The following is a 19,411-nucleotide window of genomic DNA, read 5'->3' on the forward strand; positions in this document are numbered from 1 at the left end:
TTGAATATAACCGAACTTGAGCTCCCTACATTCCCCATTTTCGATGAGGCGGCTCAAGATTAGGAGCCGCCGCTTCCAGAACCACTTTGGGGGCCTTTGCGAGAATCCGCTCCCTAAGAATCATTTGTTCAACCAACTCTTCCATCGAGCAATTTTGCTCAGCGGCCCTCGCGACCAGGAACTCGTAGTCCTCACCTGAAACCGAAACAGACTTCATTTCGACAAGTTGAGCAACAGCAAGTTCCCAACCGAATTCGTTTTGGGGCCGTTTGTGTCCATCACTAGCTTCAAAATGCTCTTCCCCTTGGGCAAAGTAAATGAACCCGCATCAACCGTCCGCCAGTTCGTCCAACCACCGGTATTCGGTACGGTGATGGTTGACCCAACCCGCTTTCCGCCGAGCTCGAAGTGGAACGTGCCGCCATCTCCATCGCTAGCAACCCTCGCGGTGCCCTTGTAGGTTCCGGCCGCCTCGACATCAACGATGTAGTTCAGCCATTCTCCGGCTGCCGTCCAGCCAACCGACCAGCGGTGCAAACCGTCGCCAGATGCTCCGATATCGACGCCTTCAGTCTTTCGGTATCCCCCACCGTTATTACCTGGGTCGTTATCCTTGTAAGCCACACCTGCTCCACCCGGCATGAAGTTCGCAAACGGAACATCGCCCGGAACCTTGATCGGTTCAATTTTCGGAGGCTGGTTCGCTCTCGCGATTCTCTCCAAGCGTCGCTTCTCAATCGCTGCTTCGTCGACCACCAGGTTCTCGTCCGTCCATGCCTTGACGTAGTCAACCAACATTCGCTGAGGAAAGACAGTTGTTGCATCAGGGTAACCCGGCCATTGACCCCCGACCGCCAGGTTCAAAATCATGAACTGAGGCTTGTTGAACACCCACTCTTCGGCACCGACATCGTCTGGCCCGAACTTACCGTAGGATTTGCCGTCAACATAAAATCGAATCTCCTCCGGCTCCCATTCGACTCCGTAGGTATGGAAGCCTTCGGACAGATTCTCAACTCCCGCCATCTTGCGTTGAATACTTGCTCCGCCCGAATATCCCGGGCCATGAAGGGTGCCGTAGGACGTTTTGACGTCATGCCCGAGGAACTCCATGATGTCAATCTCGCCGCACTTCGGCCAGCCGATCGAACCGATGTTGTCTCCTAGCATCCAAAATGCGGGCCAGATTCCTTGACCCTTGGGGAGCCAAAGCCTGGCTTCAAACTTGCCATACAGTTGGGAAAACTTGCCTTGCGTCTTCAGGCGAGCGGACGAATACTCTTTTGCGATACCATCTGCACCCTTAGTCGGTTCCTTCCGAGCTTCAATCACGAGCTGTCCGGAGCCGTTCAAGAACGCATTCTTTGAGCCGTCGGTGTAGCTCTGCATCTCATTGTTCCCGAAACCGTGTCCACCCAAATCGCGACCCCAAACTGAAGGATCTGGTGCGGTTCCTTTGGGTCCCTCAAACTCCTGAGAAAACGTCAACTTCCACTTCGGCGCAAGAACGGCAAGGGCACACATCGTTGAGACCAACATTGCCTTCTAATGTACAACAATCTCCGCATCAAACCGCGACGGATGACCGTCTGTAAGTGTCCCGATGCAAGTCACCGAAATCCTTTTGCGCCCCTACCAGGCCAAGGCTCTCGGTCAAGTTCTTGCTTGCAAGGACCAAGGGCTGCAACGCGTACTGGTTGTTATGCCCACCGGTACGGGCAAAACTACCCTGTTTAGCGCCCTGATCGGTCAGCTTTGCAAGAAGAAGGCGGATGAAGGGCTGGTTCTCGCTCACCGTCGGGAACTACTTGAGCAAGCTGCTACCCGGATCGCGCTTCAGAACCCGAAACTTCGAGTCGGAATCGAGGCTAAGAACCAGACGGAACGGCCGCAAATCATGGTCGGCTCTGTCCAGGCTCTTGGACGAAAAGAGACGCTTCGCCTAGACGGATTTCGCCCCAAGAGCTTGATCATTGATGAGGCTCACCACGCGGCTGCCGATACCTACCAGAACGTCATGCGCTCGGTCGGAGCCTACGACGGCGGGTGCTTTACCGTTGGCGTTACCGCGACTCCGCACCGGATGGACAACCGTCCGCTCCACGGCGAAGAAGAGGCGATCTTCGAGCAGGTGGCTTTTACCTACACTCTTAAGGAAGCCATCTCCGACGGCTGGCTTGCCGACCTCAAGGGTTACCGAGTCGCGACCGGAGTCGATCTCAGCAAAATCCGAATCGTCCACGGAGACTACAGCGCGAAGGCCCTGCAGGACGCCGTCAACACCGAATCACGCAACCGAACCGCGTTCGAGCACTGGACCCAAGTCGCGCAAGATCGCAAGACCATCATCTTTTGCACTGGTGTTGAACACGCCCAGTCCGTCGCCGAAATGTTCAAGAACGAAGGCTTCGCGGCTGAGTACGTCCATGGCGGCATGAGGCCCGACGAACGAGCCGGCATCATGCGCCGATTCGCCAACGGCAAAACCCAGATTCTTAGCAACGTAGAGATCGCCACCGAAGGGTTCGATGTACCCGACGTCGGATGCGTTTTGTTGTTGAGACCCACGAAGAGTTGGGCTCTCTTCTGCCAGATGATCGGTCGCGGCCTCCGGGTTCTTCCGAACACGATCGAAGGTATCCCAGACGCCACGGCTAGGCGAGACAAGATCCGAGGCTCTGACAAGCCTGATTGCCTTGTGATCGATGTCATCGACAACGGCAAGCGGGTCGTGATGCCCAAAGAGGGAGCTGAAGAGGAAAAGAACCCCTCTCTCACTGGGCTCGTCGGTTTACCCGAGGAGTTTGACCTCGAGGGCCGAACCCTGACCGAGGCAATGGACAGCTTTGACAAGCTCGATCCCCGCGCCCAGGCTCTGCTGTTCCGCCGAAACGTCAGCTTTGATGATCTGGACAACACGCTGGTTGCCGTGGATTTGCTGGCCGAACTGACGCCGCCGTTCGAAGTGATGGACAACAGCCGCAATGCGTGGATGAAGGTCGGGGACGGCCGCTACCTGCTTGCCTGCGGGAGCAGCAAGCACGAGGAGCACCGGATGGCCGCAATCGAAGAGGACGCCCTCGGCTACTGGCACCTGATCCTGTCTTCGGCTTCGATGGACCCAACCGAGACTCCGCTCGGACGCGACCTCAGCGACGCCTTCCGCCACGCCGACATCCGCATCCGCCAAATCTGGCCGTTCACTTCGGGCCTGACGTTATCGAGCACCCAATGGCGCAACCGGCCGATCACCGGAGATCAGCAGTCTGAACTACGGCAGCTCGGTGTGGAAGAAACTGTCCTTGCCATGCTTGAAACCTCGGGCCAAGCCTGGACGCTGATCGAGCTGAAGAAGCGCGAGCTGGCACGAACCTGAAAGGAGTGCGGACGTCCCCTTTTGCATCATGGTTCTTCTAGTCCAAAAGTGGTGCCTTACGCGGCTTCTGGTCTTCGCCGCTCAACTCGCCCAACCCAGATAATCGCCACGGTCATAATCACTCCAATGACCAGCGAAGCACCTACGGTCCCCAGCCCCATTCCGCCCTTCTCGTGCGGCTTCCAAAGCAAGTCACCAAACGTTGCTCCAAACGGACGGGTCAAGACAAACGCGATCCAAAAGAGCCCGACTTTGCTCAGGGACGTGTACCGATGCAGCAGCATCACCACCAACAAAATTCCTCCGATCACCCCCGCACTCATCAGGAATCCCCACTCCAGATCATCTGCCAAAAAGTCACCCGCCGCAGTGCCGAGCGTATTGGAGACTAGGATAGCGATCCAATAAAACACTTCTGCCCGCCGAGTCGAGATGTCCGACACCGATAATGATTTTTCCACCAAACGCCAAGTGGCCAGCACACCCAGCAACGCACAAACCAAGATCAATGCGCCCTTGGTGTAACCCAGCTCCAGAGTCCGATCCATGAAGTCGGACATGGTTGTCCCTGCAGTACTTGTCGCGAGAATAACCATCCAATACAGCCACGGACGGAACGTCTTAGCGAGCAACTGAAACGTCAGAAAGACTAAGAAAAACGAGAACAAGACTGCCGTGCTGACACCGTAGCCAACCTTCAACGTCTGAGCCAACAGATCCCCAGCCGTTTCTCCAAGCGTGGTCGCAGCAATCTTAATCACCCAAAAGGATGCCGTTACCGCCGCGACCTTGCTTGTTGTTGACATGGATCAACCCATGTGGGCAATGATCGCATCGCCAAACTCTGAGCACTTGACCTTGGTTGCGCCTTCCATCAGTCGGTGGAAGTCGTAAGTCACCGTCTTAGCTCCAATCGCGCCGTTGACGCCTTTGAGGATCAGGTCGGCAACTTCGGTCCAGCCCATGTAGCGGAACATCATTTCTCCCGAGAGGATGACCGAAGAAGGGTTGACAACGTCTTGATCGGCGTACTTCGGAGCAGTTCCGTGGGTGGCCTCGAAGATCGCGTGACCGGTGATGTAGTTGATGTTCGCACCCGGAGCTATTCCGATCCCGCCAACTTGAGCCGCCAACGCATCGCTCAAATAGTCGCCGTTCAGGTTGAGTGTAGCGATAACATCGAAGTCCTCCGGACGGGTTAGAACCTGCTGAAGAGCAATATCCGCAATCGCATCTTTGATGATGATCCCCGCTCCGCGCTTCCCTTCCGGAATTTTGCACCACGGCCCACCGTCAATCTCTTCCGCTCCAAAAGCTTGCTTGGCCAGCGCATAGCCCCAATCACGGAAGCCACCTTCGGTGAACTTCATGATGTTGCCTTTGTGAACCAATGTGACCGACTTGCGATTGTTCTTGATGGCGTGCTCAATGGCCGCGTGGATGAGTCGCTGTGAGCCTTGTTTGGAGACGGGCTTGATCCCAACCCCGACCATGACTTCGGCTTCGGGCCCTTGGTGTCCAACGGCGTCAATCCACTCCTGGCTCTTGGCCTTGGTGCCGAACCGAATTTTGCCGAACATCTTGGGGAACTTCTCTTCTAGGAAGTTCAGAACCGCCGCCGCATCGTCCGAGCCACCGGGGAACTCGATTCCGGCGTAGATGTCTTCCGTGTTCTCTCGGAAAATCGTCATATCAACCGCCTCTGGCTTCTTCACCGGAGAAGGAACGCCGGTGAAATACTGCACCGGGCGGAGACAGACGTAAAGGTCAAGAATTTGCCGGAGCGCGACGTTGAGTGACGTAATTCCACCACCAACAGGGGTCGTCAAAGGTCCCTTGATACCAATCAACTTGTCGCGAAACGCGGTCAAAGTGTCTTCTGGCAACCATGAACCAGTGGAGTCAAACGCCTTCTGACCCGCCAAAACTTCTTCCCAGGCGACCTTTTTGGTTCCGCCGTACGCCTTCTCAACTGCCGCGTCGAACACGCGAACAGAAGCTCGCCAGATATCGCGTCCAGTGCCGTCACCCTCAATGAAGGGAATGATTGGATCGTTGGGCACGTTTAGCCCTTGCGGAGTCATCGTAATCGGAGTCGCCATTACCCCGTAAGGTTACCCCTAGCTTTTTGGTCCGAAACCTGATAAAGTAGTCGAGATTCTGGTGACCAACCAGTTCCCATTGTTTTGAGGCAACCACTCATGAAGTTTCAGAAAGCATTTGTCAGTTCTATCTTTATCGCTGGAGTTGGATCCGCGTTTGCTCAGGCTCCTGTTGCGACCGATCTTGGCCCGATTTTCAGCACGAATGCGCTTTACAACACCCCGGACGTCCTGGCGACGAGCTCGACGGGCGGCGTCATCAAATGGTACAAATTCAGCATCTTCGCCGCGGCTACGAATTCGGCGAGTCTCTACCTGGACATCGACACTATTGGTAGCGGACTCGATACAGAAATCGGTCTCTTTGATGCCTCAGGCACGCTGCTCGCAGCTGATGATGACAACGGCCCAGCTCCCGGATTGAGCCTGCTCTCTTTCGGACTGACGACTCCACCTCGAATGGTCACCGGAGTGGGTGATTATCCCGGCGGCGGCGGCACCGGAGCAGCCGGCCAAAACGGCAACCTTGGAGTAGGCACTTACTACCTTGCCCTTACCGGATTCGATGCGTCTTTCGGGAATGCATGGACCGTGACCACTAATTCGACCAACACAACGGCAAATACAAACTTAAATTTCCGAACGAACATCGTGCCGGAGCCAGCTTCGATGGCCGTTCTCGGACTCGGAATTCTAGGACTAGCGCGGCGCAAGCGCAAGTAATCACGTGACGAAATCGAACGCCTCAGTCTTCGGACTGGGGCTCTCTCAGTTCAAGCATTGGCTTCACCGCGTACTTGAGCGCGAACATCCAAAACGCCGGCCACCAGATGATATCGTTGGTGAGGATCGTGAATCCGAATCGCCAGGGTAGCTGTCCCTGGAGTGCTGCCATCAAAAAGCCAATCGGACCAAACGTCTTGCCGATCAGTCCAATCCAGACGTAGCCAGCGTAGCGAGCAGGATCACGAGCAATCATCCAGTAGCCAAGAGCATAGACGAGAACCATCATTCCCACGGACTGCCAAATGGAGACGTAATTGGGTTCCGGCAATCCCAGAAGTCTGAAGAAGGAGAGGGGAAACAGAACAACCCAGGTTCCCCAAACGAAGTTATAGACCGCAGCCGCGTAAAACCAGTTGCGATAAGCTCGCATATCAAGCTCTACGTGAATTACAGGCTAAACAGCGCATCGGCAACGCCGTCGTTGATCTTAACGCTGGAGTAGTGAAACTCCGCGGCAAGCTTATTCTCAGCATTAAAGGTCTGTTGGATCGTTGGAAATGCGACGCCACCTTCTTTGATAGGCTTCGAAAACAGAATGGTTGCTTTGAGCTGACCTTCCTGCCCGTACCATTCTCGGCGGACGATGTATTTCTCATCCTTATCCATCCAGATCCGCATCCGCGAGGTGTTATCAAACTTTGCCGGCCAGGTGAGATCGAAGACGGGGTTGCCGGTCTCGCGATCAAAACGAACAAACTTCGACTGGAAAAATTTGGTTGCAACCGTTGAGGTTAGCATTCCGAATTCAAGGAAAGTCTGTTTCCTTCCGGGCTCGTTTGAGACATCAACTTTCTGGTTGATCTTGAGCTTCGGAATCCGGGTGACTTGGGTGTTGCCGTTGACGAGATAGACGAACGTCGTATCATCGGCCTGCATGTCAAGCCGAAGTTTGAAAGGCTCTTTAGCTACAACTTTGAAGTTCTGGAACGACAGATTCCGTCGGTAGTCGTTATCGATCTTTGCTGCTTCGCTGACCTTTGCCTTCACAACCTTGCCCGTAAACGCCAAGTCTCGAAGCCCGGACTGGCAATACGACTCGATATCCTTCGACTGAAAGCCTCCGACCAGAACCGGAACAAGTACCGCTGCAAAAACCATTACAGTCATTATGAACGTCCGAATCCGCCGAACGATTCGTATACAATCTGTAAAAGCGATGCAAACGAGCGGGCCAATCAAGGATTTTGCAAAGTACGCCCAGGTTTCGCAACAGCAGTTTCTGCGTCCCCTTAGCCCTTCCGAACTCTCAGACGCATCCATTTTCGTATACCGGCGAAACTTTCGGTCCTTAGCGAGCCTCACGTTGCTCCCTTCCCTTTTCGTCTCTGGAGTCGTGCTCGTCTTCTTCCAGCTACTGTATCCCTATCTCTTTCCAAAAACCGAGAAAGACACCGATCTCGCGCTTCAGGTGCTACAGACAACGATACTGCTTGTTGGAGGAATTGGACTGAGTGCGATTGTTGCGCTCATCGGACTTTCGCGCATCTGCTCCTACGCTCATATCCTAGCTGAAGCCGCCTTAAGTGACGAGGTTCTGAGCCAAAGCGACATCGAGACCCGAGCGAAGCCACTCTTTGGCAAAAGCTACCGCTTGCTCGTTCGGTCCAGCATTTATAGCGTTGGAATTGCCTTTCTGAGCCTATTGCCCCTGCTGATCAGCGGCGTGTTTGGTGCTTTGACTGCGAGCTACAACATGTATCCTGCCGTTGCCGTCGGAATCTCGTTGGTCATTCTTCCCGTCGGGCTGATCATTGCGCTTTCCCGCTTTTCGGTTGCGCTCGGAACCGTCAGCGTTGGGCTTGCCGAAGAGGTCGATCCGAAATTCGCGCTGACTCGCGCGAAGTATCTATTTGGCAACAAGAGTCGTCCGCTCCCTAAAGCGAACCCTGCGGCCGGTGGAATCCTCGCTGGAGCGGGTCTCTACTTTATTCTGCGAATTGGCTACAACGCCGCAATGAGCGAGTTGACACTGAGCGAAATCATTCTCGCCAAGATGCCCACCACTCTGCTCCGCGTAATCGCCGACACCACACTCAGCCTCATTCCTGAGTTTCTTTTCATCTTCCTCGTTCTTCCGTTTGCCACCCTTGCCGGGTCGCTCTACTACTACCAACGTCGCATCGTCGTCGAAGGCCTAGACATCAAAACCCTCTATGAAAAACTGCCTGCGAATCGCCGTTAGCCTCGGCGTGCTGCTCGCAGCCGTCTTTTCCTCGGGCCAGGATCCAACTGAATCCTGGAAACCAGTGCAAAAAATCGCTCGAGCAAAAGAGTCGGGCTGGGAACAAGAACTCCTAGATTCCATCGAAGACGTTGACCAGTTTTCAGACGACCTTGCCATCTACAAGAACCCGAAATCAACACCAGCAAAGAAGAAGGACGCAATGGCGAGCATTCTCGCCCGAATCGACCGCTATGTCGATTCGGAGAACGTAGCTGTCCGACAAAACTCTACGAAGAAAGCCGCAGAGATTTTGTCGAGAACCGAGTTCAAGTCGATGAAAGATGCCCCCGGCAAGTCCTGGGTACAGCGCATTTTGGAACGCCTAGAAAAGCTCCGGATGCGAGACCAAAAGAAGGACGACAACCAGATCGACTTCCCCGACCTCCCTTGGCTCGCCCCATTGCTTCGTGTGTTGATGTTCGCCATCTTGATCACGGCGGTTGGATTGCTCATTTGGCTTCTCACCAAGCTTCGATTCATGAGCCAGATGCGTAAGGAGAAGACGCGGTCCGGTGGAGGAATCTTGGAGGACGGAGAAGAGCTCCTCTCGGAAGATGAGTATCTGAAAAACGCCGATGACCTCATCGCCCAGGGCAGGTTCCGCGAGGCTTGCAGAGCCCTTTACCTAGCGACCCTCGTCCGACTCGACGCCGCGCGCATCGCCCGCCTCGAACCCACCCAGACCAACTGGGAACACCTTCGCCGAGTGGAAACGAGCCGCACAAAGCCAGAGGGCCTCGATTTCCGCACCCCGACCAAGCTCTTCGACCATGCCTGGTACGGCTACGCAGCGCGGAGCGCGACTGACGTCGAACCGTTTCGCCGAGCCTATCTCGACATCAAACAGCTCACCGAGGTGAAGGCAGCTTGAGAACCAAGATTGTTATCTGGCTATTTGTGATCGTTCTGCTCAGCGTTGCCGTGGTCCAAAGTGGCCGTTACAGCTTTGACTTGGACCATGGGCTTGAAAAGACTGGATCGAATGGAACCGCCGCCTTCGCCGCCCTTGTCACGGAATCCTTCCCTGGAACAAAGATCACCGACAAGGTTCCAAAAGACAAGCCGCTCATCGTGATCCCGTTCACTGAGGAATACAAGCGCGACCTCCGCGACTTCTTCCGCAAGGACGCACCAGGCGGAACCTACGTGCTCTTCCAAATAACTCGTTTCACGGATGAAAAGGCCAAAACGCCGGTGAGTGTTGTCAACACTGCCACCGGAGCGTCGCTCGGACAGTTGACGGGTTACTCAAACGAATGGTCAAGTTCCTGGTCAGACATCTTCGGAGAGGGGGATGGATCCTCTCCCGTCAAGAGTTGGTCTCCCACTTTTCTCAAGGAGCCAGATGAGTTCGATGTTATCTCAGCAGGCTCCGAGCTGGGCACCGTCGCCACGATGCAACACGCAGGCGACAAGACCATCTACTACTTCGAGCAAGCATCGCACATCACAAACGGGCATCTAGCCGAGGCAAACAATGCTGATATTTTTCTCGGCTTTATCCAATCCGCGAACACCCAGAAACGCCCGATCACGATCCTCAACACGTACCTCAACGCGGCAAACCAGCAGGGCCTCGTCGAGCGACTCGGGCCACTCTTCCACTCCGCGTGGAACCAGTTCTTAGTGCTTCTAGCAGTCGTGTTCCTCACCCTCAACATTCGCTTTGGCAAGACCCCAGAACCCCGGGCCGAGCAGCGTTCAGGCCGGGAGTTAGTCGATGGAGTTGGCAACTTCGCCCGACGAAAGGACCTCGGTCGCTGGGCCGTGCAGTGCGTCTACAACCAGACGATGATTGAGCTTGAACGACGGCACCGGACAAGCCGCCAACAGCTCCTGAACCGGCCCGAAGACTTTCTCACCCAGAATCAAGCGATTGCCCTGATCGAAGCCCAAGCTTCGTTGAGTAAAGACCTTTCTGCAAAAGACGCCCTCAACGTCTCGCGCCGCCTCCGAAGACTGGTATAACGAACCTATGAAAGCCGTACTTTCCGTAGGTTTTGCCCTTATCTGCGCTCTGGGAATGAGCCAAGGCGCCCCGGCCCAAGTTAACGCCGAGAAGCTGGCGAAGCTCAAAAAGACGTACGAGACCGCGAAGGCTGCCTCTGCAAAGAAGCCCAAGGACGCCAAGCTCAAAAAGGCTTACGAAGAAGCGACTCTTGGCTACGGACTCGGTTGCATGTACAGCGAACTTCCTCCTCGCGAGAAGTACGTTTCGGCACTCCGCTACTTGCGCGAGACCACCAAGATCAACCCGAAGAACAAGGTCGCGAACGAGCAGATCAAGATGATCGAGTCAATCTACAAGCAAATGGGACGCCCGGTTCCAAAAACTGACTAAGAGCAAGTGCCGCAACTCGACGCTGAGAAGCAACTGACCCTTTTTCGTGCCTACACTAAGTGGATGGCACTGCTTCTCAGTGCCCTCATTTTGCTTCCGACCCTGATCGGACTTGCCCTTAAGCCCGCCGGGCTTTACCTCGGGATTCAGTACAACTTCGATGACCACATGGTCTACGCAGGCTGGATGCGCCAGGCCATGGAAGGTCGAATCCTTTTCGAGAATCGCTTCACCACCGACCCACAACCCGGCCTGACGCTCCATCTTTACTTCCTGGTACTTGGCTGGGTGGCCAAGGTGGTCGGAATTCCGGTTGCGATGCATGCGGCGAGAGTCGGATTCACTTTCCTGTCCGTCATCCTGCTAGGAAGGCTGCTCGAGGCAGTTTCTGGAGACAACTTCCAGCGCAAAATCTCCCTTGCTCTCGCCATCTTTGGAGGTGGGCTCGGGTTCACCGTCTGGCACAACTTCGGCGTGGCCATCGTTAAGCCCGTGGGCGGTCCGCTTGCCGGTTGGATGCTATCCCGGCTACCCACCGACGTGTGGCAGCCAGAAGGCTATTTTTTCTATTCGGCCCTCACCAATAGCCTATTCATGGTGAGCCTATGCTTGATCCTGGGGACGTTTCTCAACATCCTCCGAGTCCGCGACAACAAAGCCGCGATCTGGCGGGGCGCACTCTGTTTTGGGGTGTTGATGAACATCCATAGCTACGACGTTCTGCTGGTTTCACTAGTCATGCTCGCCGTCCCGCTCGCTCTTTTCAAGAGCGGCACTCTCACAAAACAGTGGGTCGGGCGGGCCCTTCTGATCGCCATGGGAGCGGTCCCGTTTGCGCTATGGTTCATCTATGTCTTGAAGAATGACCCAGTCTTCCAAGCCCGAGCCGCGACCCTCACTTACTCTCCAAACTTCCGGCAGCTCCTGTTTGGGTTCATTCCCCTCATTTTCTTCGGGTTCTTTGGGTTAGGCAAAGCTGGCAAGACCCAGCGGGCTGGGCTCGTAGCCTTGGCCGTCCTGCTCAGTGTCCTTTTCCTTTACGCCGCTAATCCCGAATTCCTTCAAGACGGCTACTTCCTCACTCCCGTCACCTTCACAGTCTGCTTCGTAGGGATTCTCGGAATCGTCTATCTCCAGCGAACGAATCAACCGGCGTATGCATTCATTCTTTGCTGGGCACTCGTCGGTCTGATCGCACCGTACTTCCCTGCCCTTTTCCAGCGGAAGCTGACCATGATGCTCGGCATCCCGTGGGGAATTCTTGCCGGGATGGGGATTGCCAATCTTATCGCCCAGCGCGATCGAGGCCAGCGAAACTTGCTCAGCTCGCTCGTGATCCTAATCTGCTCGGCGACGGGCATCCAGTGGGTTCAGCGAGAGATCAATTTGGCCCGAAACAACGTCAGCAATACCACGGTTCACGCCGTGACCCAGCCTCCGGAGGTCGCTAAAATGATCGAACTCCTTGCGCCGTTGGGGCGTGAGGCGGTTATCGCAAGTCTTCCAGGTTCGCCATCTCCCGCTCAAGACGAAGCTGGCACAAAGCTCATCGATATCTACAACACGCCGGCGATCCCAGATCTCAACCCGGTATTCGTGGGACTGGCAGGAACCCGTGCTTACGCCGGTCACTGGAGCGAGACTCCGTCCTACGGAGATCGAAGGAACACTCTAGTCAAAGCGTTGCGATCAACAGATGCAAGCGCGGCACTAAAGAGCTTGGGCGTTACCCACGTCATCCACTTCAAGCCGATCAACTCGATTGCTGCCCCTCAGGGTGAGACGCTCGTCGACGGTGAAACGTTCGCGTTGATTAAGCTGTAACTCGGAAGCGAGAAGGTGCGACTGCTGCAGTAGTCGTTGACCGGATTTACTCGGGAGCAGGGTCTGACTTCCAACTAAACCTTCGGCGTGGCCAGTTGACGCACCATCGAAGCCGTCTCGCCTTCAGCCTTCACCGCTCCCGGCTTGTGCATCAGGAAGCCAGCAATGACACCCCATCCGAGTAGAGTTAGCCCGACAAAGACCAAAGCGGAAATCTTCTGAATTCGAGTCTGAGCTTCGTCCGAGACTGTAATGCCCCAACGAATGCAGAAATTCCAGATTCCATAGCCCAAGTGATAAGAAGAAGCCAAAATTCCCGTTGCGTAAACCAGAATCCAGAGCGGGTTCTGGAAGAATTCGTGCCATGCCGCGTACTTTAGCCGCTCAACATCTCCGGTCGCATACTTGTAGCCGGTGGTCGAAAGAGAGTGATAAATCAAGAAGGCAAAGATCACAAGCCCCGAAACCCGTTGCAGGAAGAACATTCGGTTGTGTGACCACTTGTACTTCGTTGTGAAGTAGTTGTTCTCCGCCCGCGAGACGATGAAAACTCCGTAAATCGCGTGGAACAGTAGAGGAAGCCAAATCGCGACAATCTCCATCGCCAACAGGACGTGCTTTGGAATCCCCTCAAAAAACTGAATGACCCCGTTGAACTGCGCTTCACCGGCAATTGCGAAGCTGTTCAGTGCAAGGTGCTGCACCATGTAGTAGCCCACCGGAATCACGCCCGTTATCGAGTGAATCCGGTGCAGAACGTAGTTTTCCTTTGTGAGCGACAGTGCCATCTTTATCGGTTAAGGTTACCCTCGCATCAATCTACGAGCGGTAATCTAGAAAAGTATGCCGTACATTACCGACGTTCTTGGCCGCGAAGTGATTGATAGCCGGGGTAACCCGACAGTCGAGGTGCAAGTCACCCTCGAGTCGGGTGCCATGGGTCGCGCAATGGTTCCTTCTGGTGCCAGCACAGGGATGTTCGAAGCCGTCGAGCTTCGAGACGGCGACAAGAACCGCTACATGGGGAAAGGCTGCCTCCTCGCGGTATCAAACGTTAACGACATCATCGCTCCCGCACTATTGGATCACGATTCAACCGATCAAGAAGGCATCGACCAAGCTCTGCGCGACTTGGACGGAACTCCGAACAAAGGCAAACTCGGCGCAAACGCAATTCTCGGCGTTTCCCTTGCCGTCGCCGCCGCAGCGGCCGACCATTCGAATCTCCAGCTGTTCCGCTACGTCGGAGGCACCACCGCAAAGACTCTTCCCGTTCCGATGCTTAACATCCTTAACGGCGGGGCGCATGCTGATTCCAACGTCGACTTCCAAGAGTTCATGGTCCTACCTGTCGGAGCGCCTTCCTTCCGCGAAGCCGTCCGCTGGGGCTGCGAGATTTTCCACTCGCTGAAGAAGGTTCTGAAGTCCAAAGGACTCGCAACTGGTTACGGCGATGAGGGCGGATTCGCTCCGAATCTTGCCAACCAAGACGAGGCATTTGACCTGATTTTGGTTGCCATCAAAGAGGCAGGGTACGAGCCGGGCAAGGACGTGTTCCTTGGAATCGACGCTGCCGCCACCGAGTTCTATGACGGAACAACCTACAACTACTCCGACGGCCGCAAACTCACCGGCGCCGAGCAGTGCGCCTATCTCGTCGACCTTTGCAATCGCTACCCGCTGATCTCCATCGAAGATGGCTGCAGCGAAGATGACTGGGCTACCTGGAAGGCCGTCACCGACGCCCTGGGCGACCGAGTCCAGCTCGTCGGAGACGACCTCTTCGTCACCAATGTTGAGCGGCTTGCGCGAGGCATCAAGGAAGGCGTCAGCAACTCGATCCTCATCAAGGTCAATCAAATCGGCTCCCTCTCCGAAACCCTCGCTAGCGTCGAAATGGCCAAGCGAGCTGGTTTCACCAGCATCCTCAGCCACCGCAGCGGCGAGACCGAAGACGTCACCATCGCCCACTTGGCCGTCGCCACCAACTGCGGCCAAATCAAGACCGGCGCACCAAACCGAACCGACCGAGTCGCCAAATACAACGAGCTCCTTCGCATCGAAGAGAACCTCGGCGACAACGCGGTCTACGCCGGAAAGTCGGCATTCGGTAAGATCGCGCACCGGCTCTGAGTCATCGTTACAGGATTCTGAGTCCAAACGGGGAGCCATCCGGCTCCCCTTTTCTGTTCGACCAACCTCATGCCTCCCCGAAAGCATCGATCTCGGCCGTGGCCTATCTCTGCAAGTAACTGGGACAACCTAGTCTGCGCTTCTGCGCTTTCAGCAAGGTGCTCATCTCAAATAGTTCCACCAGACCCAAACCGCAATAACAGCCAACCACCAAGCCGCGATCAGCAGCGGATAGCGCAAGTAGCACCGGCTCTCTCGCTTCCCTTTCCACCAGGCCCACAGGTAGAGGCTAGCGGTGAGAAGGGCGGCTAGTGGGAGTGCGTACCGACCGGCCAGGAGGGAGAATGTCGCAATTTTGCAGTAGGTGAAGGCAAGTCGCTCCGTCTTGTTGGCTAACTCGTCGTAACCGGGTTCAGTCATTTCGTAAGTCTCTCCGAAATCGCGCGACAGATTTCCCAGATAACCCACCCCAGGGCGATGGTTCCGCCCAAGACCCAGGACCCAAGCCAGAAGAACAGTGCAGTGTTAGTGACGTCCGGCTTCGTCTCCATCCCGCCACCGAGTGTCACGCAAGTTCCGCAACTCAGCAGCGGGATAACCAGCCCGAGGACTAAGATTGCCCCGAGCAACTTCCAGCGGAGGGCGGACAGAGGCTTCATTTCTTCCAACTTACCCAAGCGGGCTACTTGCGGTCATCAAATCTGGAGGCGACCAGACCAGCCACTGCAAGAACAATTCCAATGGCAATGGATGGATAAACGACGAACATCTGGCCAAAGAACTGACTTTCTTGGTTGGAACTGGAGCACATCCCCCAGAAAGCAAGCGGTCCTAGGACCGCAGCAAAGAATCCTGCCCAAACCAAGAAGTGCAATCCGAACAACTTGGGCACTCGGGAGCGGTTCTCGCCCCAGCCGCAAGTATCGCATGTTCCTCTAACGTTGAGAGGGTTACCACAGACCGGACATTGCCTCACCGATACCTCCGAACATACCAAACCCAGCCCCAGATGTAAAGGGCAAGGAAGACGACGATTAGGATGGTCATCAGGACGCCGGAAGGATCGGCCGCCCCGATCATGCAGGGGCCGCAGCAGACGCAGCTCGTCGAGAGCATCAGGAGCGAGAAGGCGACAAGCCGTTCCCACATTCCCGGTGCTTTGTAACCACAGCTCCAACAGTGCGTCGAGGCCGCCCGTTGAGCCGCGCCGCATTTGGAGCAGTGCGGGTCATTTGAGCGCGGGTAATCGGCATACGGCTTCTTCCCAACCGGGATGGGCAATTCTAATTCTGGAGCAGATGGACTTAGCTCTACGGCGCGCTCTGCCATTGTTGGACCCGTGACCGGCTGATCCCAAACAAATCTGGGAATCTTGGTATCGCACTGCTCACAATGCGTCTGGCCCGGAAACACTTCGAATCCGCATCGATTGCAATAGAATCTTGGATTCATCGAAGTACCATCCATCCAAGCTTAACCACGCCAAAAACCACTAGTAAGAGTGCAACGAGACGCCCGATATCCCAAAGTGCCTCAACTCGGGCAGATACAAGGAACATTACGATCGCCGAAAAGCACATGAGCAGCGTCCAGAATGGCGCAATCCGAAGACCCGCCAACCGCTCATGACGCTGTCTCCTCTTGTCCCGCCACGCCCTAACAACACCATATGCCGAACTTGGCAGACCGATGACCAACCCAGCCAGCAGTGAACCAAAAGCCATTCTTCCGTAGGTGTCAAATCGCTCCCGTTGTTGTGCGGCCTGATGCCAACTCCCTAACTCGACTTCACAGGAACCGATCACAACAAGCGGGATCCCCAATAGCATGACCAGTGAAGTTGCAATTAGACTCCACTCCGAACGACTCCATGACCGAAAACATCTCACCACACGAGTTCTCCGCCGCAGGAATAACTTTGAGTCAAGGTTGAGGTTTCGCAGAATTCACCTCCCGCCACTTCACGACCCCGTACGCCACGACCCCCAAGCCAGCCCACTGCGCCACCGAAATCCCCGGACCCGATGCCGACTCCCGAAAGAACTCAATCACAATCCGGCTCAACCCCCATCCCATCAAGAACAGCGGCCAAACGGGCCACTGGGAGCGCTTCCAAAACAGCACCCCAAACAGCACCAGCGCGGACCCCGCCATCATCAATTGAGTTGGATAGTGCCCCCAACTACAGGCTCTTCCGCCGCAACACCCGTTGAAGTAGCACCCGATCCGCCCAAAAACCTCCCCCGCCGGAATCGCCAGAGCCCATAGCGGCCCCGTCGAATACCTCACCCCCATCCGCCGCTTCGCGATCTCTACCGCCACCAATCCGCCGATCACCCCGCCGAGAATGGTTCGCCCACCGTAAAGCGGGTTCAAAACCGTTATAAACGATCCGCCTTGAACCACTCGCTCCACAACCCGAGCCACCAAAACCCCAAAGACCGCCCCAACCAACATGATCGAGAGCGTCCCCGAAGTGTCCAGCCGCATTTCTTTTGCTCGCCACCAGTACACAGCGATTCCGACGAAGAAGCCGAGAGCCGTGAACAATGAGCCGAAGGCAGGGTTCACTCAATCACCCTCAAATTGGACTCACGTTGAGGAAAATCGGTCGCATCTTCGAACATCCACCGCCAGCAGAACGAGTAGCGACGGGGGTCATCTTCAAAAGTCCCCACATGCACACAACACTGCCGAATCCGCGCCTCATGAAACGTATGCGCGTCCATGAACATTTTCACAGTCACCCGAAACGTTCGAGTCGCGAGCTGATCGTCCAGCGAAGACGCCCCCCGAAATTTCGCCCAAAGCCCGCCCATCAAATCCGTCAGCCCCGGAACGCAGTCGCACATCGTCAGCAGATCCTTCGCCACTTGCAACGACGACGCCCGCTGCTGCTCGCTCAGTAACCGAGTCAGAACTCCTGAGCGAACCATGGACTGCACCGACTCCCGCATATTCTCAAACGAAATCGTATTCGCGGCTAGGTGAATCCAGTTCTTCATCTCGTCTCGTCCAATCATCGAGACAATCGACTTCCACTCATCCTGCTTGTCGCGCACCAGGTACGCGATGTCGCAACAGTCCTTATGCGAACATGGCAACGGAATGAAATCTTCTCCCTTCAGATAGGGCGAGAGACGCTTGATGACACCCGTAGGAGTCAGCCTATTGATGGGATCGATACCTGAGTTGCGACCCGACCCAAACACTGGTTGAAACGCGATTCCTGAGCAATACTTCGTGTCCAACCCGAGCGCCAAAACGTCGCCCAACTGGTCGTCGTTGACCCCCATCTTCGCCGTGCACACTAGCGTAGTGAACACGCGAGCTGCGTCCAACTTCGCCAAAATCCTGTTCTTCTCCGCCAAAACATCCTCAGCTCGAAGTTCCTGATAAACCGCGGATGTCAGCCCGTCGAACTGAAGATAGACCTCTACTCGATCTCGATGATCGGAGAGGAACTTGACGAACGCTTCATCTCGATCCACGCGCCTCCCGTTGGTATTCAGCATCACTCGCGTGATCGGCCGCTCGCAAAGCCGAAGAATCAACTCTTCAAGGTCGCGCCGCAGCGTCGGTTCGCCACCGCTGAGCATCACCACGCTCAGTTTGCCGCCTTCCCTCGCGATTGCCGTATCAACGGTATGAAGCAGGGCATCCAGAGATGGCCCCTTCAAAGCCGAACCGGGATCAAGTGCTGACGCGAAGCAAGTAGGACATTTGTAGTTACAGTTCTCCGTGATGTTCAGAAGCAATATGCACGAATGCTGACCGTGCCCCGCCGGAAGCCCGAGGCGATACCCATCAGGAAAACCCGCGAAATTATCCGCCCGATCCGGAGTTACTTCCAGCGTCGGAGTCTGCCAACCAGCTCTCGACCTCCAAGTCGCAGCATCTTCCTCGTACAAGCTCTCCGTCTCGCCATGCCGACGGCACCACCGCCGCATCCAAATCGAATCGTCGTGGGAAACCAGCATCCCATCCACAAAAGTCTCCGCTCCCCGAGAGTCCAGCGGCCCTTCGTGAGCGCAGTGCGGGCATACTGTCCGCGTATACTCCTCGATCGTGTAGGGGCGGGCGTTCATCTACTTGGAAGTATAAACCTCGCTGACTGCGACTAAATTCCTCAATTCCAAATGACTTCCAAATATCTCCGGGTTAGAGTTCAGCCGAAGTGAGCAGTATGAAAGCAAAACGAGACTTCTCAAAGACCGCCGGACCAGTTTCCGTGGGACTCGCGGCGCTGGTGATCATCAACTGCGGCGGCTCCACCACGCCGGGAACCACAACGGGTACGACGGCTTCTGCAACGACGGGGGCTACGGCGACAACGGGTACCGGAGGCACGACCAGTACGACGGGAACCACTGCGTCAACTGGTACAACTTCGACGACCGGAACCACTTCAACGACGGGCGCGACCGGAACAACCGCGACTACCGGTACCACCGGGACGACGGGTACAACCGGATCGACGACGACTGGAACGACTGGCACTACCGGAACAACCGGTACCACTGGCTCTACAACTTCGGGCACCACAGGGACAACTGGCACGACTGGTACGACGGGGACAACCGGTTCAACAACGACTGGCACAACAGGAGCAACCGGGTCTACGA

Annotated in this window: 22 protein-coding genes; 9 read left to right on the forward strand and 13 right to left on the reverse strand. The window is 55.7% G+C overall.

Annotation, left to right across the window (positions count from 1 at the left end; genetic code table 11):
- Positions 1-25: 25 nt before the first annotated feature.
- Both WCK51_14285 and WCK51_14290 read right to left on the reverse strand, forming a co-directional pair.
- Positions 26-217 (reverse strand): hypothetical protein, encoded by a 192-nt coding sequence (locus tag WCK51_14285; protein MEI7578055.1) that lies wholly within the window; start codon positions 215-217, stop codon positions 26-28.
- On the reverse strand, positions 214-1,539 hold the full coding sequence (locus tag WCK51_14290; protein MEI7578056.1) for a family 16 glycosylhydrolase: 1,326 nt from the start codon (positions 1,537-1,539) through the stop codon (positions 214-216). Before WCK51_14290 ends, WCK51_14285 begins: the two co-directional genes overlap by 4 nt.
- A 64-nt stretch (positions 1,540-1,603) precedes the next feature.
- Here WCK51_14290 and WCK51_14295 point away from each other — a divergent pair, with 64 nt between their 5' ends.
- Complete coding sequence (locus WCK51_14295; GenBank protein ID MEI7578057.1) at positions 1,604-3,376, forward strand: DEAD/DEAH box helicase; 1,773 nt, start codon at positions 1,604-1,606, stop codon at positions 3,374-3,376.
- 56 nt (positions 3,377-3,432) lie between these two features.
- Here WCK51_14295 and WCK51_14300 read toward each other — a convergent pair whose 3' ends face one another.
- Together WCK51_14300 and icd are read right to left on the reverse strand one after the other, a co-directional pair.
- Entirely contained in the window at positions 3,433-4,182 is a 750-nt protein-coding gene (locus WCK51_14300; protein ID MEI7578058.1) for a hypothetical protein, read from the reverse strand.
- A gap of 3 nt (positions 4,183-4,185) precedes the next feature.
- Positions 4,186-5,478, reverse strand: a complete 1,293-nt coding sequence (gene icd / locus WCK51_14305; protein MEI7578059.1) for an NADP-dependent isocitrate dehydrogenase — start codon at positions 5,476-5,478, stop codon at positions 4,186-4,188.
- Positions 5,479-5,577: 99 nt separating this feature from the next.
- Here icd and WCK51_14310 point away from each other — a divergent pair, with 99 nt between their 5' ends.
- On the forward strand, positions 5,578-6,201 hold the full coding sequence (locus WCK51_14310; protein ID MEI7578060.1) for a PEP-CTERM sorting domain-containing protein: 624 nt from the start codon (positions 5,578-5,580) through the stop codon (positions 6,199-6,201).
- A gap of 22 nt (positions 6,202-6,223) precedes the next feature.
- Here the strand turns inward: WCK51_14310 and WCK51_14315 are convergent, their stop codons facing one another.
- Both WCK51_14315 and WCK51_14320 read right to left on the reverse strand, forming a co-directional pair.
- The gene (locus WCK51_14315; GenBank protein MEI7578061.1) at positions 6,224-6,634 is read right to left on the reverse strand and encodes an alkyl hydroperoxide reductase; all 411 of its coding nucleotides are present in this window, start codon (positions 6,632-6,634) and stop codon (positions 6,224-6,226) included.
- A gap of 17 nt (positions 6,635-6,651) precedes the next feature.
- Entirely contained in the window at positions 6,652-7,362 is a 711-nt protein-coding gene (locus WCK51_14320) for a hypothetical protein (protein MEI7578062.1), read from the reverse strand.
- Between the two features lie 10 nt (positions 7,363-7,372).
- Here WCK51_14320 and WCK51_14325 point away from each other — a divergent pair, with 10 nt between their 5' ends.
- The 5 genes from WCK51_14325 to WCK51_14345 are packed head-to-tail and all read left to right on the forward strand — an operon-like array spanning position 7,373 to position 12,653.
- Positions 7,373-8,446: a hypothetical protein gene (locus WCK51_14325; protein MEI7578063.1), complete on the forward strand. Its 1,074-nt coding sequence runs from the start codon at positions 7,373-7,375 to the stop codon at positions 8,444-8,446.
- The gene (locus tag WCK51_14330) at positions 8,418-9,359 is read left to right on the forward strand and encodes a DUF4129 domain-containing protein (protein ID MEI7578064.1); all 942 of its coding nucleotides are present in this window, start codon (positions 8,418-8,420) and stop codon (positions 9,357-9,359) included. The genes WCK51_14325 and WCK51_14330 overlap by 29 nt, the downstream gene beginning before the upstream one ends.
- Positions 9,356-10,456, forward strand: a complete 1,101-nt coding sequence (locus tag WCK51_14335; GenBank protein ID MEI7578065.1) for a hypothetical protein — start codon at positions 9,356-9,358, stop codon at positions 10,454-10,456. The genes WCK51_14330 and WCK51_14335 overlap by 4 nt, the downstream gene beginning before the upstream one ends.
- 7 nt (positions 10,457-10,463) lie before the next feature.
- The gene (locus WCK51_14340; GenBank protein ID MEI7578066.1) at positions 10,464-10,829 is read left to right on the forward strand and encodes a hypothetical protein; all 366 of its coding nucleotides are present in this window, start codon (positions 10,464-10,466) and stop codon (positions 10,827-10,829) included.
- A gap of 6 nt (positions 10,830-10,835) precedes the next feature.
- Entirely contained in the window at positions 10,836-12,653 is a 1,818-nt protein-coding gene (locus WCK51_14345) for a hypothetical protein (GenBank protein ID MEI7578067.1), read from the forward strand.
- Positions 12,654-12,727: 74 nt separating this feature from the next.
- On the opposite strand, the gene WCK51_14350 is transcribed toward WCK51_14345, so the two are convergent.
- Positions 12,728-13,441 carry a hypothetical protein gene (locus WCK51_14350; protein ID MEI7578068.1) on the reverse strand — a complete coding sequence of 238 codons (714 nt, stop codon included), beginning with the start codon at positions 13,439-13,441 and terminating at the stop codon, positions 12,728-12,730.
- A 55-nt stretch (positions 13,442-13,496) separates the two neighbouring features.
- Here WCK51_14350 and eno point away from each other — a divergent pair, with 55 nt between their 5' ends.
- The gene (gene eno, locus WCK51_14355) at positions 13,497-14,786 is read left to right on the forward strand and encodes a phosphopyruvate hydratase (GenBank protein ID MEI7578069.1); all 1,290 of its coding nucleotides are present in this window, start codon (positions 13,497-13,499) and stop codon (positions 14,784-14,786) included.
- A gap of 162 nt (positions 14,787-14,948) precedes the next feature.
- On the opposite strand, the gene WCK51_14360 is transcribed toward eno, so the two are convergent.
- From WCK51_14360 to WCK51_14385, 6 genes are all read right to left on the reverse strand, one after another.
- Positions 14,949-15,206: a hypothetical protein gene (locus WCK51_14360; GenBank protein MEI7578070.1), complete on the reverse strand. Its 258-nt coding sequence runs from the start codon at positions 15,204-15,206 to the stop codon at positions 14,949-14,951.
- Complete coding sequence (locus WCK51_14365) at positions 15,203-15,445, reverse strand: hypothetical protein (protein ID MEI7578071.1); 243 nt, start codon at positions 15,443-15,445, stop codon at positions 15,203-15,205. The genes WCK51_14360 and WCK51_14365 overlap by 4 nt, the downstream gene beginning before the upstream one ends.
- 23 nt (positions 15,446-15,468) lie before the next feature.
- Positions 15,469-15,678 (reverse strand): hypothetical protein, encoded by a 210-nt coding sequence (locus tag WCK51_14370; protein ID MEI7578072.1) that lies wholly within the window; start codon positions 15,676-15,678, stop codon positions 15,469-15,471.
- Between the two features lie 80 nt (positions 15,679-15,758).
- Positions 15,759-16,238, reverse strand: coding sequence for a hypothetical protein (locus WCK51_14375; GenBank protein MEI7578073.1), 480 nt, complete (start codon positions 16,236-16,238; stop codon positions 15,759-15,761).
- A gap of 471 nt (positions 16,239-16,709) precedes the next feature.
- A complete protein-coding gene (locus WCK51_14380) occupies positions 16,710-17,357 on the reverse strand; it encodes a prolipoprotein diacylglyceryl transferase family protein (GenBank protein ID MEI7578074.1) in 648 nt (215 codons plus the stop codon).
- Complete coding sequence (locus tag WCK51_14385) at positions 17,354-18,874, reverse strand: radical SAM protein (protein ID MEI7578075.1); 1,521 nt, start codon at positions 18,872-18,874, stop codon at positions 17,354-17,356. Before WCK51_14385 ends, WCK51_14380 begins: the two co-directional genes overlap by 4 nt.
- Positions 18,875-18,972: 98 nt before the next feature.
- Here WCK51_14385 and WCK51_14390 point away from each other — a divergent pair.
- Positions 18,973-19,411, forward strand: a 439-nt coding sequence (locus WCK51_14390) for a hypothetical protein (GenBank protein ID MEI7578076.1), incomplete at its 3' end; no start/stop codon positions are given.

This window comes from Armatimonadota bacterium, assembly GCA_037138755.1.
In the GTDB taxonomy this organism is placed as follows: domain Bacteria; phylum Armatimonadota; class Fimbriimonadia; order Fimbriimonadales; family Fimbriimonadaceae; genus Fimbriimonas.